Genomic DNA, 19,030 nt, shown 5'->3' on the forward strand with positions numbered 1-19,030 from the left:
GCAATTGAACGCAGACCTCAGGACCAGACTGGGCTCCCTGCGACTCCCGAACCCGGTGGTGACCGCCGCCGGGTGCGCGGGGTCGGGGCGCGAGCTGGCGCAGTTCTTCGACATCGCGGAGATCGGCGCCGTCACCACCAAGTCGTTGATGCTGGAGCCGCGTGCGGGCCGACCCGCGCCGCGTATGGCGGAGACCCCCAGCGGGATGCTCAGTGCCACGGGCATGCAGGGGCCGGGGATCGACGTGTTCCTCCAACGCGATCTGCCGTGGCTGCTCTCCCGAGGGGGGAGGGCGATCGTCTCCCTCGCGGGTTCGGGCGCGGGCGAGTTCGGGGAGCTGGCCAGACGGGTCTCCGAGGCTGAGGGGGTGGGCGCCATCGAGGTCAACCTCTCCTGCCCGAACCCGGCCGACCCGTCGGGGCGCCACTTCGCCGACGACGCGGCCCAGGCCGCGGCGGTGGTGCAGACGGTGCGCTCGCACGCCCGCTCCGACGTGCCGGTCCTGGCCAAGCTCGCCGCGGACGTCCCCGACGTCGTCGAGCTCGCCGGGGCCTGCGTCGCGGCCCGTGCCGACGGGCTGACCATGATCAACACCCTGCGGGGGATGAGTGTGGACACCCGGACCCTGCGCCCGGCGGTGGCCGGGGGGATGGGCGGGCTCTCCGGCCCGGCGATCCGCCCCCTGGCGGTGGGGTGCGTCTACCGGGTCCACGAGGCCTTCCCCGAGGTGCCGATCATCGGGACGGGCGGGGTGCGTACCGGGACCGACGTCCTGGAGTTCATGGCTGCGGGGGCGAGCGCCGTGGCGGTGGGGACGGTCAACTTCGCCGACCCCTCGGCCTGTGCGCGGGTGCTGAGGGAGTTCACCGAGGCACTGGACGCCAGAGGGGTTTCCAGGGCCTCGGACGTGGTGGGGGCCGCGCACCGGCCGGGAACCGGTGTGTGACGACGGCTTCACGGGCCGACAGCGCCCTGACCGGCCTGAACGGCGCTGAGATGGCTCTGTGTGGCCGAACGGGTGCATTCGGGACACAGGGGGTGGGTTCGTTGGGAAAGTGTCCCCAGGGTCGTTTCAGCGGACGTTACGGGGAAGTGACACGGGATGGGTGCATGAAGCGCCCCATCCGGGGAATCGCACACCTGATGGTGTGCACATGACAGTGGACGTGCATCGGCCGGTGCGTCTGTAATCGCAGACGTAAATACTGGCGGATGCTTCAGGCGCCGGCTCCGACCGCCGGCGGCACACGATTGGAGATACCGACATGACCGCGCCCTCCGCGCCCATCGCCGTCGCGATCGACGCCAACGAGATCGAGACCGCGGCCACCTGGGCCTCCTCGGTCGCACCGCACGTGAGCACGGTGAAGGTGGGCCTGGAGCTGTACCTGCGGTACGGCCCCGAGGTGATCAGCGCCGTGCGCGGCGCCAACCGTGTCGGCGTCTTCCTGGACCTGAAGCTGCACGACATCCCCGCCACCGTCGCCGGTGCGGCGCGCAGCGTGGCGGGCCTGCGGCCCTCGATCCTGACGGTTCACGCGGGTGGGGGAGCGGACATGGTCCGGGCCGCGGTGGAGGCGGCGCCGGACACCAAGATCGCGGCGGTGACGGTGCTCACCTCCATGAACGAGACGGACCTGGAGCAGGTGGGGCTGCTCGGTCCGGCACGGGACGCGGTGCGACGCCTGGCGGTGCTCGCGGTGGGCGCGGGTGCGCGCGCACTGGTGTGCTCGCCGCAGGAGGTCGCGCTCGTGCGTGCCGAGGTGGGCCCGGACGTCACCCTGATCACCCCGGGCGTACGTCCGGCCGGGGCGGACGCGGGCGACCAGTCCCGGGTGGCCACCCCGGAGGAGGCGATCGAGGCAGGGGCGGACCTTCTGGTCATCGGTCGTCCGATCACCCGTGCCGCGGACCCCGGCGCGGCGGCGGCCTCCATCGCGGCGGCCGTACGGCGTGCCGGGGTCCGTGTCTGATCCTCCGGCCGGTTCCGCGGGCCCGTGGGCTGCGCCGTTCCGGCGGGGGAGAGGAGGGGGCGGGCGTTCTTGGCGCACCCGCCCCATCACTCACAGTTGTGGGTCACGGACGGTTACTAATTGGGTCTGTCCGAAACTAGAAAACCATGGCAAAGGGTGACCCGCGTCACCGCTGGGTGACCTGCGCTGGTGACACGCTTTCCCTGGTCATCAACCGGGACCAAAGTCCTGTTTTTCGTCTCTTAAAGCAATGGGCCTGTAACTCTGTGTAGTTCCTTCGATGAAATAGCCCTTGAAAGGGCACTTTACGTTGCCTAACAGGGGTCAGACCTACTAACTTGCGCAGGCGTCCGCCCTCTACAAACGAGTAGAAATCCGAGGTGACCCGGCGTGGCCCTTCCTCCCCTCACACCCGAGCAGCGCAGCGCGGCTCTCGAGAAGGCCGCCAAGGCCAGAAAAGAGCGTGCGGAGGTCAAGAACAAGCTGAAGAACGGCGGCATCTCGCTGTCCGAGGTGCTCTCCAACGGCCTCAAGGACGACGTCATCGGCAAGATGAAGGTTTCGGCTCTGCTGGAATCCCTCCCCGGTGTCGGCAAGGTGCGCGCCAAACAGATCATGGAGCGGCTCAACATCGCTGAGTCGCGCCGTGTCCGGGGCCTGGGTACCAACCAGCGCGCCGCCCTGGAGAGCGAGTTCGGCGACCTCACCAAGTAACACCGGTCCGTTGGTACCGGCCGACACCGCACCCGTCGCGTCCCCCACAGTCGCGCGGAGCCGTCGCAGCCAAGGCGGCGGCAGGCGGTGAGCAGTACCCGGCGCCGCGGTCGGCGGACGGATGGGCCCCAGGTCACACTCCGTCCGCCGCACCGTGGCCCGGTGGTATAAAGGGAGCTTCCCGCGACCGTACGCTGCGCACCACAACGCCAGCACGAGCCGCCCGCGCGGTGACGCGTCGGACCGCGAGCCCGGCCCCAGGCAGCGCACACCAGGCCCGCCCGCGGCCCACCGCGCGGCGGAGAGCCGAATGGAAGCCTGATCTCACATGCCTGCGCAGACCGCAGACCAGTCCCGACCGGCCGAGAAGCGGCTGACCGTCCTCTCCGGCCCCTCCGGCGTGGGGAAGAGCACGGTCGTCGCACACCTGCGCCAGGTCACCCCCGACGTGTGGCTGTCGGTGTCGGTGACCACCCGCAAGCCCAGGCCGGGTGAGCAGGACGGGGTCCAGTACTACTTCGTCACCGACGAGGAGTTCGACCGTCTCGTCGCCGAGAACCAGCTCCTGGAGTGGGCCCAGTTCGCCGGCAACCGCTACGGGACCCCGCGCGGCCCCGTCGAGGAACGGCTCGCCCGAGGGGTGCCCGTACTGTTGGAGATCGAGCTCCAGGGTGCGCGCCAGGTGCGCGATTCCATGGACGACGCCCTGCACGTCTTCCTCGCACCGCCCTCCTGGGAGGAGCTGGTACGCAGGCTGACCGGCCGCGGCACCGAGTCCGACGAGGTCGTCCAGCGCAGGCTGGAGGTCGCCAAGGTCGAGCTGGCCGCGGAGAAGGAATTCGACACGACCCTGGTCAACACGTCCGTACAGGAAGTGTGCGACGAGCTGCTAGCGTTGATGACCGCGCCCAAGGTGTGATAGCGGCCGCGCCGGCCCCGGCTGCGGCGCCCCGCCTCGGGCCCCGAGAACCGTTCCATCCAACCAACGTCACGGCTTTCGACGAGCCGGAGACCGTCCCTGGGGGTAACAAAGTGGCTGGTACCGAGCCCGTCGCCGAAGGCATCACCAACCCGCCGATCGACGACCTGCTGGAGTGCGTCGACAGCAAGTACAGCCTGGTCACCATGGCCTCCAAGCGGGCCCGCCAGATCAACGCCTACTACGCCCAGCTCGGCGAGGGCCTGCTGGAGTACGTCGGCCCGCTGGTGGAGACCCAGGTCCAGGAGAAGTCCCTGTCCATCGCCCTGCGCGAGGTCAAGTCCGGTCTGCTCACCGCGGAGCCGTACGAGGGCGCCTGATCCCTCTCCGGTACACCGCGTGCCCTCCGCGGCGCCCGTCAGGGGCGTGCGGGGGGCACCGTCGTCCCCGGGGGCGGTCCCCGGGAGGCGCCGGGCCGGGGGCCTGGTAGAACTCCTTGTGTGAGTGACACAGAATCCGTTCCCCAGGTGGTCCTCGGAGTCGGCGGGGGCATCGCCGCCTACAAGGTGTGCGAGCTGCTCCGCCGGCTGACCGAGTCGGGCCACCGTGTCCGGGTCGTGCCCACCGCCGACGCCCTGCGCTTCGTCGGTGAGCCCACCTGGGCCGCCCTGTCCGGCCAACCCGTCGACACCGGCGTGTGGGACCAGGTCCACGAGGTTCCGCACGTGCGCATCGGCCAGTCGGCCGACCTCGTGTTCGTCGCGCCCGCCACCGCCAACATCCTGGCCAAGGCGGCCGCCGGTCTGGCCGACGACCTCCTGACCAACACCCTCCTCACCGCCCGCTGCCCGGTCGTGTTCGCCCCGGCGATGCACACCGAGATGTGGGAGCACCCGGCGACCCGGGCCAACGTGGCGACGCTGCGCTCGCGCGGAGCCCTGGTCCTGGATCCGGCCGTGGGCCGCCTCACCGGTGCCGACAGCGGGCGCGGGCGGCTGCCGGAGGCCGCGGCCCTGTTCGAGGCCGCCCGTCTCGTGCTCCGCCGCGGGTCCGTGGAACCCGACCTCACCGGTAAGCGCGTGCTGATCTCCGCCGGGGGCACCCGCGAGGCCATCGACCCGGTCCGCTTCATCGGCAACCACTCCTCGGGGCGGCAGGGGTACGCCCTGGCACGGACCGCCGCCGCCCGTGGCGCCGACGTGACCGTGGTCGCCGCCAACGTCAGCCTGCCCGACCCCGCAGGCGTACGCCTGGTGAGAGTGGGGTCGGCGGTGGAGTTGGCCGAGGCGGTGGAGGCCGAGCGGACCGGTGCCGACGCGGTGGTGATGACCGCCGCGGTCGCCGACTTCCGCCCGGTGAACAGCGTCGCCTCCAAGATCAAGAAGTCCGGTGCGGCGCCGGCCCCCATCGAACTGGCGGAGAACCCCGACATCCTGGCCGGGCTGGTCGCCTCCCGGGAGAGGGAGGGGCTCGCCCAGACCATCGTGGGCTTCGCCGCGGAGACCGACGACGTGATCTCCAACGGCCGGGCCAAACTGGCCCGGAAGGGCTGTGACCTGCTCGTGGTCAACCAGGTCGGTGGGGGGAGGGCCTTCGGTACCGACGACAACCAGGCGACCGTCCTGGGCGCCGACGGAACCGTCGTGGACGTCCCCACGGGCCCCAAGGAGGACCTCGCCGACCGGGTGTGGGACCTGGTGGCCGAACGGCTCCCGGACTGAGCACCGGCCGACGGCCCGCCCGGACCGGGCCAGTGCGGCGGGTACACGGCCCACGGTCGGCCTGAGGCGGAGGGGAGGTAAATCTCCTGCTCGCCACGCTGGATTCCTACCGCTGAGTACGACACACTTCCTTCGGGTGTCCGCGCACGGCTGACGAGGCCGAGCAGTGGGCGCCCACCCCCACCAGTCCGGTTACAGTGGACGAATAACCAACCGCGTCGGTCGGTATTGCCGCCCCGGCAGGAGCCGTGGAGGAGCGAAACCGCCCGACACATGTCAGCCAGCAGCCGCTGCAAGGAGTCACGCAACGTGTCCCGCCGCCTTTTCACCTCCGAGTCGGTCACCGAAGGCCATCCCGACAAGATGGCCGACCAGATCAGTGACGCGATCCTCGACGCGATGCTCACCAGCGACCCCAGCAGTCGGGTCGCGGTCGAGACGCTGATCACCACCGGTCAGGTCCACATCGCGGGTGAGGTCACCACTCAGACCTATGTCGACATCCCCGCCATCGTGCGCGAGAAGATCCTCGAGATCGGATACGACTCCTCCGCCAAGGGGTTCGACGGTGACTCCTGCGGGGTCAACGTCTCCATCGACGCACAGTCCCCGGACATCGCCCAGGGCGTCGACACCGCCTACGAGGCGCGTGTCGAGCACGAGGAGGACGTCCTCGACCGGCAGGGCGCTGGTGACCAGGGTCTGATGTTCGGCTACGCCAACCGTGAGACCCCCGAGCTCATGCCGCTGCCGATCAAGCTGGCGCACGCGCTCTCCGAGCGGCTCTCCGAGGTGCGCCGCAACGGCACGGTTCCCTACCTGCGGCCCGACGGCAAGACCCAGGTCACCGTCGAGTACGAGGGCCAGACCCCGGTCCGCCTGGACACCGTCGTGGTCTCCAGTCAGCACTCCGCGGACATCCACCTCGAGGAGATGCTGACCCCGGACATCCGGGAGCACGTCATCGAGCCGGTCGTGGCCGCCTACGGTCTGGAGTCGGACGACTACCGACTCCTGGTCAACCCGACCGGTCGCTTCGAGATCGGCGGTCCGATGGGCGACGCCGGTCTGACCGGCCGCAAGATCATCGTCGACACCTACGGCGGTTACGCCCGCCACGGCGGCGGCGCCTTCTCCGGCAAGGACCCGTCGAAGGTGGACCGCTCCGCGGCCTACGCCACCCGATGGGTCGCGAAGAACATCGTCGCCGCGGAGTTGGCCGAGCGTGCCGAGGTCCAGGTGGCCTACGCGATCGGCAAGGCGCACCCGGTGGGTGTGTTCATCGAGACCTTCGGCACCGAGAAGGTGGCTCCGGAGCTGATCGAGAAGGCGGTCAAGGAGGTCTTCGACCTGCGTCCCGCCGCCATCGTGCGCGACCTCGACCTGTTGCGCCCGATCTACTCCAAGACGGCCGCCTACGGCCACTTCGGCCGTGAGCTGCCGGAGTTCACCTGGGAGCGCACCGACCGCGCCGCTGCGCTGCGGTCGTTCGTGGGGCTCTGACCGGGGACGAATCCGTCCGGGGCGGGTGGCCGTGCGCGGCCGCCCGCCTTCGGTGTGTTCGGGGACTCCGCATGGCACGCGCCCAGTATGACTACTTTTTGTTATTAAATAAATACAGAAAGTCATTAGTTGTGCCGCCGTGCGGAGGGGGAGCACCATGGCCGTGTCAGCGGTGGTGTCGGCAGTTGGTTTGGCCGCGTTGATCGCGGCGCCCGGGCAGCCGGTGCAGGAGGACGAGGGGCCGGTTCCTGGAGCCGGAAACCTGTACGTCACCGTCCAGGAGCGGGCGGAGGAACCGCTCCGTGCCGGTGACCGGGTGGAGTACACGATCAGGGTGCGCAACGCCGGGTACGAGGCCGTGCCCGGGGCCCGGGTCGTGCAGTACCTGCCGCCCTCGATGCGCTACGTCTCGGGCGCCCCCGAGGGGGTCGAGGCGGGGCGGGCGGAGTGGGACCAGCCCCTGGAGCCGGGTGAGCGCGCCGTTCTCTCGGTGGCTGCCGAGATCACCGAGGCGCCCGAGCGGGGCCGACAGCCGGTCACCACCGTGTGTCTGCGTCCGGGGGCCGGGGCCGAACTCGCCTCCTGCGCCTCCTCCGTGCACCGGGTCCATCGCGTACTGCCGTTCGCCTGGGTTGCGGCTGTGCTGCTCCTCGTCCTCTCCGCCGCGGTCGCCGTCGGCGGTTTTCTGCGCTACCGGGGCACGAGAAAGCCGCGTCCGGTGGCGGAGGCGCCCGGTGGTCCCGGTCCGGATCCCGTGGTCGATGTCGGGGCTCTGTCGGAGCGGGCACCCGTCTATCATCTGGACGCGCACCGCTAGGCCGGGCCGATGGGCCGCATTCGAGAGGATGCGGCCCATCGGCGTGTATCGGCGGTTTACTACTTTTTTCCGGGACTTGCTGACGCTGCTTAGTCACTTTGAGTAGTGATCTGTGCACAATCCTCGTATGAACTATTGCTCCAAGTACACGCCCAAGGCACCCGAATCCACCGTCAGCGCCCGCAGCCTGATCCGCATGGCCGCTGTCTCCGCAAGCGCCGCGATCGTGGCCCCGTTCCTGTGGGGGATGGCCCCGGCACTCGCCGACGACACCCTCCGTGCCGAGCAGGCCGTCGAGTCGGTCACCCAGCCGGTCGTCCCGGCGGACACGGCCCCTGCTGGCCCGGTGCAGGTCGAGCTTCCCCAGGTCGTCGAGAACACGATGCCGGAGCAGCCGACGCGCCCGGTGGAGCCCGTTGAGGTTCCCCAGGAGCCCGCTCCGGCCCCTGCGGAGGATCTCGCCGAGAGCACCGGGGTCTCGGCTGAGAGCGAGCCCGGCAAGCTCGGCGGGGACAAGCCCGGCAAGTCCTATGGGTACGACGGCGACGACGGTCACGACGGCGACGACGGTCACGACGGTCACGACGGTCACGACGGTCACGATGGCCACGACGGCAAGGACGGGAAGGACGGGAAGGACGGGAAGGACGGGAAGGACGGGAAGGACGGGAAGGACGGGAAGGACGGCAAGGACGGCAAGGACGGCAAGGACGGCAAGGACGGCAAGGACGGCAAGGACGGCAAGGACGGCAAGGACGGCAAGGACGGCAAGGACGGCAAGGACGGCAAGGACGGCCACGATGGCCACGACGGTCACGACGGTCACGACGGCCACGACGGCCACGACGGCCACGACCATGACCGGCCCGAGCACCCCAAGCACGAGGCCCCCGAACACGATGCCGAGCCCGTCCTCGCGCAGACCGGTGCGTCCGCCGCGGTCCCGGCGGTGAGCGGCCTCCTGGCGGCCCTGACCGGTATCGGCGCCATGGTGATCGGTCGCCGCCGTCCCGCCACGGAGGAGGACGACAGCTAGCGCCCCCGGCCACGACCGGCCCGAGAGCGCGAAAGGGCCGCACCCCTGCTCGGGGGTGCGGCCCTCGGCCTTTCCTGCGGAGCGTCAGCTCATCTCGTCAAGAGCCTTCTCCGCCTCGGCCAACCAGGAGCGGCGGGCCTCCAGAGCGGCCTCATGCTCCTTGATCCGGCGGGCGTCGTCGGCGGCCCTGGCCTTCTCCAGCTTGGCCTCCAGCCCGGCGATCGCCGTCGACAGCTGGTCGACGGTGTCCTTGGCACGGGCACGTGCCTCGGGGCTGGTGCGCTCCCACTCCGCGTCCTCCGCCCGGCGCACACCGTCCTCGATCTGCCGGAACGCGCCCTCCAGCTGGTCCCGTACGTCCCGGGGCAGCTCACCGGCCTCCTCCCAGGCCTCCTGGAAGTCACGCAGGCGGGCGCGGGCACGGCGCGGGTCGGAGATACCCGGGATCTCGTCCCTGGCCTCCGCCAGGATGCGCTCCTTGGCCTCGGCGTTGACCCGCAGTTCGGCGTCGCGTTCGGCGAAGGTCGCGTTGCGCGCGTCGAAGAAGACGTCCTGGGCGGCCTTGAAACGGGCCCACAGCTTGTCCTCGCTGCTCCGGTCGGCGCGGCCGCTGGCCTTCCACCGCTGCATCAGGTCCCGGTAGGCCCGGGCGGTGGGCCCCCAGTCCGTGGAGTTCGAGAGGGCCTCGGCCTCGGAGACGATGCGCTCCTTCTCGGCGCGCACGCCCTCGCGCTGCTGGTCCAGATTGGCGAAGTAGGTCTTGCGCCGCTTGGAGAAGGAGTTGCGGGCCGCGGACATGCGCTTCCACAGGGCCTGCTCGGTGGGGCGGTCGGCCCGGGGGGCCTTCTTCCACTCCTCGATGAGCTGGAGCATGCGCTCGCCGCCGGACTTCCAGTGCGTGGTCTCCACCGCGACGCGTTCGGCCTCGGCGACGATCCGCTCCTTGATCTCACGGGCCTGGCTGCGGGCCTGCTCCTGGGCCTGCTTCTGCTCGACCTTGCGCTCCTCGGCGCGGTCGGCCAGCTTGTCCAGTCGCCGGGACAGTGAGTCCAGGTCACCCACCGCGTTCGCGTCCTTGACCGCCGTGCGCAGCTTGTCGATGTTGGCCATCGCCGCGGTGGCGGACAGGTCCGTGCTGCGGAGCCGTTTCTCCAGCAACTCCACCTCGGTGACCAGGGAGTCGTACTTGCGTCGGAAGAAGGCCAGGGCCTCCTCTGGTGCGCCCGCCTGCCAGGATCCGACGACCCGTTCGCCTTCGCCTGTGCGCACATAGACCGTGCCGTCTTCGTCTACGCGGCCCCAAGGGTCCGTGGTCACCGTGTCCTCCTGCTGTCATGAACCCGGCCGGTCGGGGTCGGGTTCGGGTCGTCGCGGCGGCATCCGTGCCTGTTCGTGATGGGAACCACCGTGCACCAGCACGATATCCATACGTTTCGGCGGACAACGACGCGCCGTGTCTCACATCAACGCAGATCGAGAGGTCTGCTCCCGCTGTCGTGCCGTCGGCCGGGTTCGGCACCCGCCCCGAAAAGGGAGGCACAGGTCGAAGACCTCGGTGTACACGACGACGGTGACCAATATGGCACTACCACGCGCTTTGGCAAAGAGCCCGGGCGCGCGCGGTGATCGAATGGTGATCAAACGCGTTCGCCGAGAAGCCACCGGTTCGCCCGTCCCGATCCGGCTCGGTAGGCTCTGCGGCCGGGGGCACGTGGCCCGGCCGTCTTCGGGCGCCCCCCGTGGCCAGTGAAAACCACCAGGACAGGATGACCTCCGCCGTGCTCATCGCCGCACTTCCCACCGGGCCCCTCTCCGCGAACTGCTACGTGCTCGCACCGGCCCCGGGCGGCGACTGCGTCATCGTGGACCCGGGCCAGGACGCCGCCCCCCAGGTGGCCGGGGCCCTGGCCGAACACGGGCTCACCCCGACCGCCGTCCTGCTGACCCACGGACACTTCGACCACGTCTGGTCGGCCGCCGAACTCGGTGACCGCCATGGCATCCCGGTGCACCTGCACGGTGCGGACCGCGGTCTGCTCACCGAGCCCGCCGCCGGAGTCGATGCGGGTTTCGCCGCCCAACTGCAGATGCTCCTGGGCCCCGGCCCCCACCCAGAGCCGACCCACCTGGTCGAGGTCGGGGACGGTGCGGTGCTCACCCTGGCGGGGATGGAGTTCACCGTCGAGCACACCCCGGGGCACACCCCGGGTTCGGTCGTCTACGTCACGTACACCGAGGACGGGGTGCCGGTGATGTTCGCCGGCGACCTGGTCTTCGCCGGGTCCGTCGGCCGCACGGACTTCCCGGGCGGTGACGGCGCCGCAATGACGGACAGCCTCGCCAGGGCGGTCCTGGCCCGCCGCGACGACACCCAGGTCCTGCCCGGGCACGGTCCCGCCACCACGGTGGGGCGTGAGCGCGCCACCAACCCGTACCTGCGCGGCGTCGCGGGCTGACCTCCCGGCCCGCCCCCGCCGTTTCGACCAGGAGGCCAGGTGGTGCCGTTGGCGGTAGGATTCCAGATGTTCAAGGGGCAATGCCATGCCTTCAGGCCATGCCTTCAGCCGGGCCCGGTCACGGGCTTCCCGGCATCCTCGCTCAGCCGTGTAGTTAGTGGACTTGGTAACTCATGCATCGTTACAGGACTCATTCGTGTGGTCAGCTCCGTAAGGAGCACGTCGGGCAGCAAGCGCGCCTCTCTGGCTGGGTGCACAACCGCCGCGACCTCGGCGGCCTGCTCTTCGTCGACCTGCGCGACCACTACGGCGTCACGCAGCTCATGGCCCGCCCCGAGTCCCCGGTGTTCGAGGAGCTCAGCCGGATCTCCAAGGAGTCGGTGATCCAGGTCACGGGGCTGGTCAGCGCACGCAGCGCCGAGAACGTCAACCCGAACCTGCCCACCGGTGAGATCGAGATCGAGGCGGCGCAGGTGGAGGTCCTCGGCACCACCGAGGAGCTCCCCCTGACGGTCTTCCCCGAGGACAACACCTCCGAGGAGCGCCGCCTCACCTACCGCTTCCTGGACCTGCGCCGGGAGCGGATGCACCGCAACGTCATGCTGCGCTCGCAGGTGGTGGCCTACATCCGCCAGAAGATGACGGAACTGGGCTTCAACGAGTTCCAGACCCCGATCCTGACCAGCTCCAGCCCCGAGGGCGCCCGCGACTTCCTCGTGCCCTCGCGCCTGCACCCGGGGGAGTTCTTCGCCCTGCCCCAGGCGCCGCAGCAGTTCAAGCAGCTCCTGATGATCGCCGGGTTCGACCGCTACTTCCAGATCGCCCCCTGCTTCCGTGACGAGGACAGCCGCGCCGACCGCTCACCCGGCGAGTTCTACCAGCTCGACGTGGAGATGAGCTTCGTCGAGCAGGAGGACGTCTTCGAGGTCATCGAGAAGGTCATGACCGAGGTCTTCCGGGAGTTCTCCACGGACTGGGAGATCACCTCCCCCTATCCGCGCATCGCCTACCGCGACGCCCTTGAGTGGTACGGCACCGACAAGCCCGACCTGCGTGCGCCGATGAAGATGCTCGACGTCACCGAGCTCTTCGGCAAGACCGACTTCCGCGCCTTCGAGGGCAAGAGGGTCCGTGCCCTGGCCGTGCCCCAGGTGGGCGACAAGCCCCGCAAGTTCTTCGACGGCATCGGCGACTTCGCGGTCGAGAACGGTGCCAAGGGCCTGGCCTGGCTGAAGGTCGGCGAGAACGGCGAGCTGACCGGCCCCATCGCCAAGTTCGTCACCGAGATCACCGACGAGCTGCTCCAGACCCTCGGTGCCGGCCCCGGGTACGGCCTGTTCTTCTGCGCCAGCGAGGACGACGCCGAGATCAACCGGATCATGGCCCCGGTCCGTGTGGAGGCGAGCAAGCGCGCCGGCCTCTTCGAGGAGAAGGTCTACCGTTTCTGCTGGATCGTGGACTTCCCGATGTTCGAGCGCTCCGACGAGGGCCACATCGAGTTCAGCCACAACCCGTTCTCCATGCCCCAGGGCGGAATGGACGCGCTCGAGAACAAGGACCCGCTGGACATCCTCGCCTGGCAGTACGACATCGTCTGCAACGGTGTGGAACTGTCCTCCGGGGCGATCCGGAACCACTCGCCCGAGATCATGTACCGGGCCTTCGACATCGCGGGTTACGACAAGGAGGCGGTCGAGGCCGAGTTCGGCGGCATGCTCAGGGCGCTGAAGTTCGGCGCCCCGCCGCACGGCGGCATCGCCCCCGGCATCGACCGGATCGTGATGCTCCTCGCCGACGAGCCCAACATCCGGGAGACCATCGCCTTCCCGCTCAACCAGAACGCGCAGGACCTGATGATGGGTGCCCCCGCGGCCGTCTCCGACCAGCAGTTGAAGGACGTGCACATCCGCCCGGTGGTTCCGCCGAAGGAGCAGAAGAAGTAGACGCGCGAGGGCGGGGCGTCGGGGTCCGGGTCCGCCCGGGAACCCGGCACCCCGCCCCCCTGCGCCGGGAGCGTTCTCCACGGGGCGGCACACGGCTCTGCCGGGTGCCGCCCCGCCGTCGTTCCGGGGCGGGGTTCAGCGCTTGGTCGCTCCGCACTGTTGGCAGCAGATGTCCTCGTCGTCGGGGTTGCTGTGGGTGCAGAGCCGACAGGTCCAGTTCCACGTGGTGCCGTGAAGGAGCCGTCCCGTCACGGAGCGGGCGCGTGCAGGGTGCATGGTGAGTCCTCGGGGGTGTCGGACGAGTTCTCGGCTGAACAGTTCGGTGCCCGTAATAACCGCACTTCGAACTTGCCACATTCGGTCAGAATGCGAAGAAAAGGTGATTAACAGGTCAAATAGTCCGCCCGTAAAGGGGAAGTCGATGGCACTCGGATGCGGTCGGGCCCGTCATCCCCTACCGTTGGGGGCGAATCACCCTCCCACGCCGCGAATCGCACGTGTTCTGGAGTGAACACGGTGCACCAGCGGGACCGCCCCCATTCGGGGCGATGTGGGAGCGGAGTGCATTTCTGCGCCGCCGAGTCACACGAGCGTAACGATTCACGCCTCGGGGTCGGTAGGGTGCGGCCACCGGAGCGGAAGCAGCCGTTACCCCGTCACGTTGATGGACCATGAGGGTCCGTGCCCGACGAGGCGGTGCAGCCGACGGGCGGGGCGCCGATGCGCCCGCCCCGGTTCCCACCCGGGCCGGGGCCGCCGCCGGACACTACAATGAGCCGAATCGGTACGTTCCAGGGGTGACCGCGCCGGAGCGCGGGTGTGACGTCCGAGCCGACATGAGGATGAGTCATACGTGAACGGAAAACGCGCTTCAGGCGGTGGCTCCGAGAACGCTCTCGCGGAGGCGTTCCGCCACGCACCCGAGCCCATGGCGGTCACCGGGGCCGACGGCGCGATCCAGCACGCCAACCACGCGCTCACCGCACTGTTCGGCGCAGACGAGGCGGAACTCACCGGCAGGCCCTGGTTCGAGCTCCTGGAACCCCATGACGTCGAGCACGGGGCGCGGACACACCGGGAGGCGCTCTCCGGTAACTGGGGCCGCCGCTCCCGCCTGCGCCTGGCGGTCACCGACAAGTCCTCCCGGATGGCGGAGATCGGGCTGCGCCTCCTCACCGACGGCCACGGGTCCGCCTCCGGCGCGGTCGTGCTCTTCCACACGCTGTCCACCGAGGAGGCCGACCTGCGCGTGGTCGGGGACCTGCGCACCGACAACTCCGACTCCGTCCTGTGGAGCCTGGACCTCAGCAACGGCCGTCTCCGGGAACTCTTCGGCCCGACCCCGCTGGGCGGCCTCCTGGCCGGGGACGACCGCGAGCTCGAACACATCCTCGAACGCGTCCACCCGGACGACACGGCCCGCGTGCGCGACGCCATCGCGGTCTCCTTCTCCGGACGCGACTACGAGCAGCGCTTCCGGATCTTCGACCGCCTCGGCGACGAACGCTCCCTGCACGTGCGCGCCCGGTACGTACCCGGACAACCCGACCGTCTCGTGGGGATCGTCGACGACGTCACCGAGCACGTCCAGTTGGTGCGCAGGCTCGCCGACCGCCGCCGCACCGAGGCCGAACACGGGCGCCTGGTCACCGAACTGTCCTCCAAACTCGTCTCGGCCACCACCGTCGACAAGGTCATGGACCTGCTCAGTGAGGAGTTCCTGCCGATCTTCGGCGGTACCGGCGCCGCGGCCCTCTACGTCGAGGAGGGGCTGCTGCGCACCTCGCCCAGCGCCCGCGAGCGCGGCTACGTGGAGCACATCGACGGCCGTCGCGCCGACGACACCGACTTCCCGATGGGCGCGGTCATCCAGGACCGCCAGCCCCGCTTCTTCGAGAGCCGGGCCGAGATCGTCAGCCGGTTCCCCGCCGCGGTCGAACTGATGCGCTCGGTCCGCGGCCAGGCCTGGGCCACCGTGCCGATCTTCGGGGACGGCAAGATCGCCCTCGGGGTGTGGCAGATGGTCTGGGACCGGCCCCACCACGCCAGCCGCGACGAACGCGCACTCATGCTCACCTTCGCCGGCCTGGCCGGTCAGGCGCTCCAGCGGATCAAGGCCCAGCAGGCCGAGCTCGAACTGGCCGATGCCGTCCAGCGCCGGATGCTGCCCCGACAGGTGGCGAGCTTTCCCGACATGGACATCGCCACCAAGTACCTGCCCTCCCGTGCGGAGTGGCGGATCTGCGGCGACTTCTACGACGTCATCGAGCTCCCCGACAACAAGGTGGGGCTCCTCGTCGGGGACGTGCAGGGCCACGGGGTGGAGGCGGCCGCGGCCATGGGCCAGATCCGCGTGGCCTTCCGCGCCTACGCGACCAACCAGTCCGACCCCGGCGTGGTCCTGGGCGAAACCAACCGGCTGCTCACCGAGACGGGTGAGATCGTCTTCGCCACCTGCGGCTACCTCGTGGTGGACCGGGGGAGCGGTGTCATGCAGGCGGCCTGGGCGGGCCAGCCCCCCGCCGTGCTCGCGTCCAGGGGGACCTACGAGCTGTGGTCCCCCGAGACCGGCCCGCCCCTGGGCGTGCTCGCGGACACCGAGTACACCGTGACCACCCGGGTCCTGGCCCCGGGCACCACACTGCTGCTGTGCTCCGACGGGCTCGTGGAGAGCTCCGAGGTCACCATGCAGGACGGGCTGGCCCAGGTCGGGGAGGCGCTCGCCGAACACGGGGAGAACCCCAGGGCCGCGGCCCAGGTCCTGGCCGAGATGGCGCCCGCGGGCCGGGGCGACGACATCGCGCTCCTGGTCACCCGGATGATCCCGCGCGCCACACCGCCCCCCGAGCAGGCGGAGAGCCCGGAGAACCTGCCCGTCAACGCGGGCTGAGGAACACCCGAAGCGGCCGGGAGCGTCCCCGGCCTCACCTACCCTGGGTGGGTGTCCGAAACACTGTTCGACGATGCCGGGGCCGAGGCCGCCAAGGGCCAGGAACCGCTGGCCGTACGCATGCGGCCGCGCTCCCTCGACGAGGTCGTGGGCCAACGCCACCTCCTGGGCGAGGGCAGCCCGCTGCGCCGCCTGGTCGAGGACGACGCGCCCATGTCCGTGTTCCTGTGGGGGCCGCCGGGGACCGGGAAGACCACCCTGGCCAGCGTGGTCAGCCGGGTCACCCAGCGCCGGTTCGTGGAGCTCTCCGCGGTCAACGCCGGGGTCAGGGACGTGCGGGCCGTGGTCGACGAGGCGAAACGCCGCATGGGTATGCACGGCACCCGCACCCTGCTCTTCGTCGACGAGGTGCACCGCTTCAACAAGACCCAACAGGACGCCCTGCTGCCCGCGGTGGAGAACCGCTGGGTCAGCTTCATCGGCGCCACCACCGAGAACCCCTTCTTCTCCGTGGTCAGCCCACTGCTCTCCCGCTCCCTGCTGCTGTCCCTGGAGTCCCTCGACGACTCCGACGTCCGGGCCCTGGTCGAGCGGGCGCTGGCCGACGAGCGCGGGCTGGACGGCCGCTACACCCTCACGGAGGAGGGCGGCGACCACCTCATCCGCCTGGCCGGGGGAGACGGGCGCCGTTCCCTGACCTACCTGGAGGCCGCCGCGCTGGTCTCCGGCCCGGTGGGCGCCGAACCCGTGGAGATCACCGCCGACCACGTCGAACGTGCCGTCGACCGCCACGCCGTGCGCTACGACCGCTCCGGCGACCAGCACTACGACGTCATCAGCGCCTTCATCAAGAGCATGCGCGGATCCGACCCCGACGCCGCCCTGCACTACCTGGCACGCATGGTCGAGGCGGGAGAGGACCCCCGCTTCATCGCCCGGCGCCTGGTCGTGCACGCCAGCGAGGACGTGGGGATGGCCGACCCCACGGCCCTGCAGACCGCGGTCGCGGCGGCCCAGGCGGTGGAGCTCATCGGCATGCCCGAGGCACGCATCAACCTGGCGCAGGCGGTCATCCACATCAGCCTGGCCCCCAAGTCCAACGCGGTCATCACCGCCATCGACGAGGCGATGGCGGACGTGCGCGCGGGACGGGCCGGTCCGGTCCCGCCGCACCTGCGCGACGGCCACTACAAGGGCGCCGCCGATCTCGGACACGGCAAGGGCTACCGCTACGCCCACGACTACCCGGGCGGGGTCGCTCCGCAGCAGCACGCCCCCGAGGGGCTCACCGAGCGCGAGTACTACCGCCCCACCCAGCACGGGACCGAACGGCGGTTCACCGAGGTCCTCCAGCGGATCAGGAGCGTCCTCAAGGGCGGCGGTTAGGGGACCGGCGGGCGCCCCGGGGCCGGGGGAACACGCGCGGCCCGCCGGGGCCCCGGCGGGCCGCGCTCCGGGCCGCGGTTCAGTCGGAGAACAGCTCGACGACCTCCACCACCTCGCGGGGCCCCTCACCCCCCTGGTCCTCGGCGAAGGTGATCTCCACGATCATCACCGGTCCCCAGGAGAGGTAGTCGATGAAGTCGCTCCCGCTCAGCTCCCAGGTACCGCGCGCCTCCTCGTCGAGGAAGACGTGCTCGGGCGCGGCACAGAACCTGGCGCACAGCACCTCGGCGTCGGTCCGGATGACGGCCTGACCCGGTTCCCCGGCCTCCTCCCACTGTTCGGCCCAGGCCTCGTGGCTCGGAATCCCCTGGTTGCGCGGGATCTCGTCGTCCCGGGTGACCGGGGTGTACACCCACACCCGTTCCCCGTCCCCGTCCTCCGGCTCCTCCTGTTCGGCGGGGTCGAAGCGGACGACCAGGGTGCGCGGGTCCTCCTCTTCCTCCGAGGCGGTCTCCTCCGGCTCCTCCGGGACCTCCTCCGCCACCGGACCGGCCTCGGCGCCGCCGCCGACCACCTGGGCGATCCCCCAGGAGCCGCCGCCGATGAGCACGCCGGCCACCGCCACCACACCCGTCAGGAAGAGGGCTCGGGAGGGACGGTGGTTGGACATCCGCCCCTCCAAACGGATCACCTCGGGGACGCGCGGGGCGGGCTCCACGGCGTGCCACTCGCGTTCGAGGATCCGTCCGATCTCCTCGCGGTCCCCGGGTGCGGGGACCGCCCCCTCCTCGGTGTTCTCGGCCTGCCAGACCGCGATGACCGCGCCGATGACCTCCCGCAGGCTGGGCCGCTGGTCCGGGTTCGGGTCCAGGGCCCGGCCCACCACCGGACGCAGGCCCTTGGCCAGGCCGTCCAGGGAGAAGGAGCCGGAGGCCGCCCGCTGGGAGATCTCCTCTGGCTCGCCGGTGCCGAAGGGCAGCCGCCCGGTCCCGGCGAACGCCACGACGGCGCCCCAGGCGAAGACGTCCGCGGCCGGGGTCGCCACACCGCCCCGATAGCGCTCGGGGCTCAGCCACGTGGCCCCCGAACCGCGCAGCCGCTCGGAGTCCGCGGCGACGGCGCACTCCATGATGTGCGGACCGTGCGACTCCAGGAGGACCTCGCTGGGCCGCAGCGAACCGTGCGCCACTCCGCGTGCGTGCAGGGCCGACAACCCCTCCGCCAGCCCGATGGCCAGAGCGATCAGCTTCCCGGTGCCGAGGCCGCCCCGTCTGGTCACGTAGTGGGAGAGCCGTTGGCCGGCGAGGTAGGGCATGGCCAGCCACGGCGGGTTGGCGTCCGCGTCGAAGTTCAGGGGGGCGACCACCCGCTGGGGGTCGACGGAGGACAGGTTGCGCAGCCTCTGGGCGAGGGCGGGGTAGACGTCGGGTGACTCCAGTTCGGGGGACCGGAGTACCTTCACGGCGACCAGTCGGTCACCCGCGGTGGTGGAGGAGGTGTCCACCGCGGCGTAGACGGTACCGGTGGTGCCCTGCCCCAGGCGTCCCAGGGCGAGGTAGGGGCCGATCCGTGCCGGATCGTCGGGGTAGAGGGGGGCCAGGTCCGGTGGTACCAGTACGGAGATCTCTCGGGGAGAACGAGGGCTCATGCGTGTCCTGTCGGTGCTTCTGAG

Annotated in this window: 16 protein-coding genes; 13 read left to right on the forward strand and 3 right to left on the reverse strand. The window is 70.4% G+C overall.

Annotation, left to right across the window (positions count from 1 at the left end; all coding sequences use genetic code 11):
- Positions 1–4: 4 nt before the first annotated feature.
- The 9 genes from AC0VYD_RS08875 (at position 5) to AC0VYD_RS08915 (ending at position 8,683) form a co-directional block, all read left to right on the forward strand.
- Complete coding sequence (locus AC0VYD_RS08875) at positions 5–946, forward strand: dihydroorotate dehydrogenase (RefSeq protein ID WP_475479422.1); 942 nt, start codon at positions 5–7, stop codon at positions 944–946.
- 319 nt (positions 947–1,265) lie between these two features.
- Positions 1,266–1,973 (forward strand): orotidine-5'-phosphate decarboxylase, encoded by a 708-nt coding sequence (gene pyrF, locus AC0VYD_RS08880; RefSeq protein WP_191273554.1) that lies wholly within the window; start codon positions 1,266–1,268, stop codon positions 1,971–1,973.
- A gap of 390 nt (positions 1,974–2,363) precedes the next feature.
- Positions 2,364–2,687 (forward strand): integration host factor, actinobacterial type, encoded by a 324-nt coding sequence (gene mihF / locus AC0VYD_RS08885; protein ID WP_017546565.1) that lies wholly within the window; start codon positions 2,364–2,366, stop codon positions 2,685–2,687.
- Between the two features lie 328 nt (positions 2,688–3,015).
- Positions 3,016–3,606: a guanylate kinase gene (gmk, locus tag AC0VYD_RS08890; protein WP_475479423.1), complete on the forward strand. Its 591-nt coding sequence runs from the start codon at positions 3,016–3,018 to the stop codon at positions 3,604–3,606.
- Positions 3,607–3,719: 113 nt separating this feature from the next.
- Complete coding sequence (rpoZ, locus tag AC0VYD_RS08895; RefSeq protein WP_191273558.1) at positions 3,720–3,986, forward strand: DNA-directed RNA polymerase subunit omega; 267 nt, start codon at positions 3,720–3,722, stop codon at positions 3,984–3,986.
- 147 nt (positions 3,987–4,133) lie between these two features.
- On the forward strand, positions 4,134–5,327 hold the full coding sequence (gene coaBC / locus AC0VYD_RS08900) for a bifunctional phosphopantothenoylcysteine decarboxylase/phosphopantothenate--cysteine ligase CoaBC (protein WP_475480222.1): 1,194 nt from the start codon (positions 4,134–4,136) through the stop codon (positions 5,325–5,327).
- Between the two features lie 309 nt (positions 5,328–5,636).
- On the forward strand, positions 5,637–6,830 hold the full coding sequence (gene metK / locus AC0VYD_RS08905; RefSeq protein WP_191273764.1) for a methionine adenosyltransferase: 1,194 nt from the start codon (positions 5,637–5,639) through the stop codon (positions 6,828–6,830).
- Positions 6,831–6,987: 157 nt separating this feature from the next.
- Complete coding sequence (locus tag AC0VYD_RS08910) at positions 6,988–7,647, forward strand: hypothetical protein (RefSeq protein WP_475479424.1); 660 nt, start codon at positions 6,988–6,990, stop codon at positions 7,645–7,647.
- Between the two features lie 127 nt (positions 7,648–7,774).
- Positions 7,775–8,683 carry a hypothetical protein gene (locus AC0VYD_RS08915; RefSeq protein ID WP_475479425.1) on the forward strand — a complete coding sequence of 303 codons (909 nt, stop codon included), beginning with the start codon at positions 7,775–7,777 and terminating at the stop codon, positions 8,681–8,683.
- Positions 8,684–8,767: 84 nt separating this feature from the next.
- Here AC0VYD_RS08915 and AC0VYD_RS08920 read toward each other — a convergent pair whose 3' ends face one another.
- Positions 8,768–10,000, reverse strand: a complete 1,233-nt coding sequence (locus AC0VYD_RS08920; protein ID WP_475479426.1) for a DUF349 domain-containing protein — start codon at positions 9,998–10,000, stop codon at positions 8,768–8,770.
- Positions 10,001–10,461: 461 nt separating this feature from the next.
- Between AC0VYD_RS08920 and AC0VYD_RS08925 the strand changes: the two genes are divergently transcribed.
- Positions 10,462–11,139 carry an MBL fold metallo-hydrolase gene (locus AC0VYD_RS08925; protein WP_475480223.1) on the forward strand — a complete coding sequence of 226 codons (678 nt, stop codon included), beginning with the start codon at positions 10,462–10,464 and terminating at the stop codon, positions 11,137–11,139.
- 173 nt (positions 11,140–11,312) lie between these two features.
- Complete coding sequence (gene aspS, locus AC0VYD_RS08930) at positions 11,313–13,082, forward strand: aspartate--tRNA ligase (RefSeq protein ID WP_475479427.1); 1,770 nt, start codon at positions 11,313–11,315, stop codon at positions 13,080–13,082.
- A gap of 135 nt (positions 13,083–13,217) precedes the next feature.
- Here aspS and AC0VYD_RS08935 read toward each other — a convergent pair whose 3' ends face one another.
- Positions 13,218–13,358 carry a hypothetical protein gene (locus AC0VYD_RS08935; RefSeq protein ID WP_475479428.1) on the reverse strand — a complete coding sequence of 47 codons (141 nt, stop codon included), beginning with the start codon at positions 13,356–13,358 and terminating at the stop codon, positions 13,218–13,220.
- A 577-nt stretch (positions 13,359–13,935) separates the two neighbouring features.
- On the opposite strand from AC0VYD_RS08935, the gene AC0VYD_RS08940 reads away from it, so the two are divergent.
- Both AC0VYD_RS08940 and AC0VYD_RS08945 read left to right on the forward strand, forming a co-directional pair.
- Positions 13,936–15,972, forward strand: coding sequence for a SpoIIE family protein phosphatase (locus AC0VYD_RS08940; RefSeq protein WP_475479429.1), 2,037 nt, complete (start codon positions 13,936–13,938; stop codon positions 15,970–15,972).
- A gap of 51 nt (positions 15,973–16,023) precedes the next feature.
- Positions 16,024–17,358 carry a replication-associated recombination protein A gene (locus tag AC0VYD_RS08945; RefSeq protein WP_475479430.1) on the forward strand — a complete coding sequence of 445 codons (1,335 nt, stop codon included), beginning with the start codon at positions 16,024–16,026 and terminating at the stop codon, positions 17,356–17,358.
- 79 nt (positions 17,359–17,437) lie between these two features.
- Here the strand turns inward: AC0VYD_RS08945 and AC0VYD_RS08950 are convergent, their stop codons facing one another.
- Positions 17,438–19,006, reverse strand: coding sequence for a protein kinase (locus AC0VYD_RS08950; RefSeq protein ID WP_475479431.1), 1,569 nt, complete (start codon positions 19,004–19,006; stop codon positions 17,438–17,440).
- Positions 19,007–19,030 lie beyond the last annotated feature (24 nt).

Source organism: Nocardiopsis sp. iso_40, assembly GCF_056173285.1.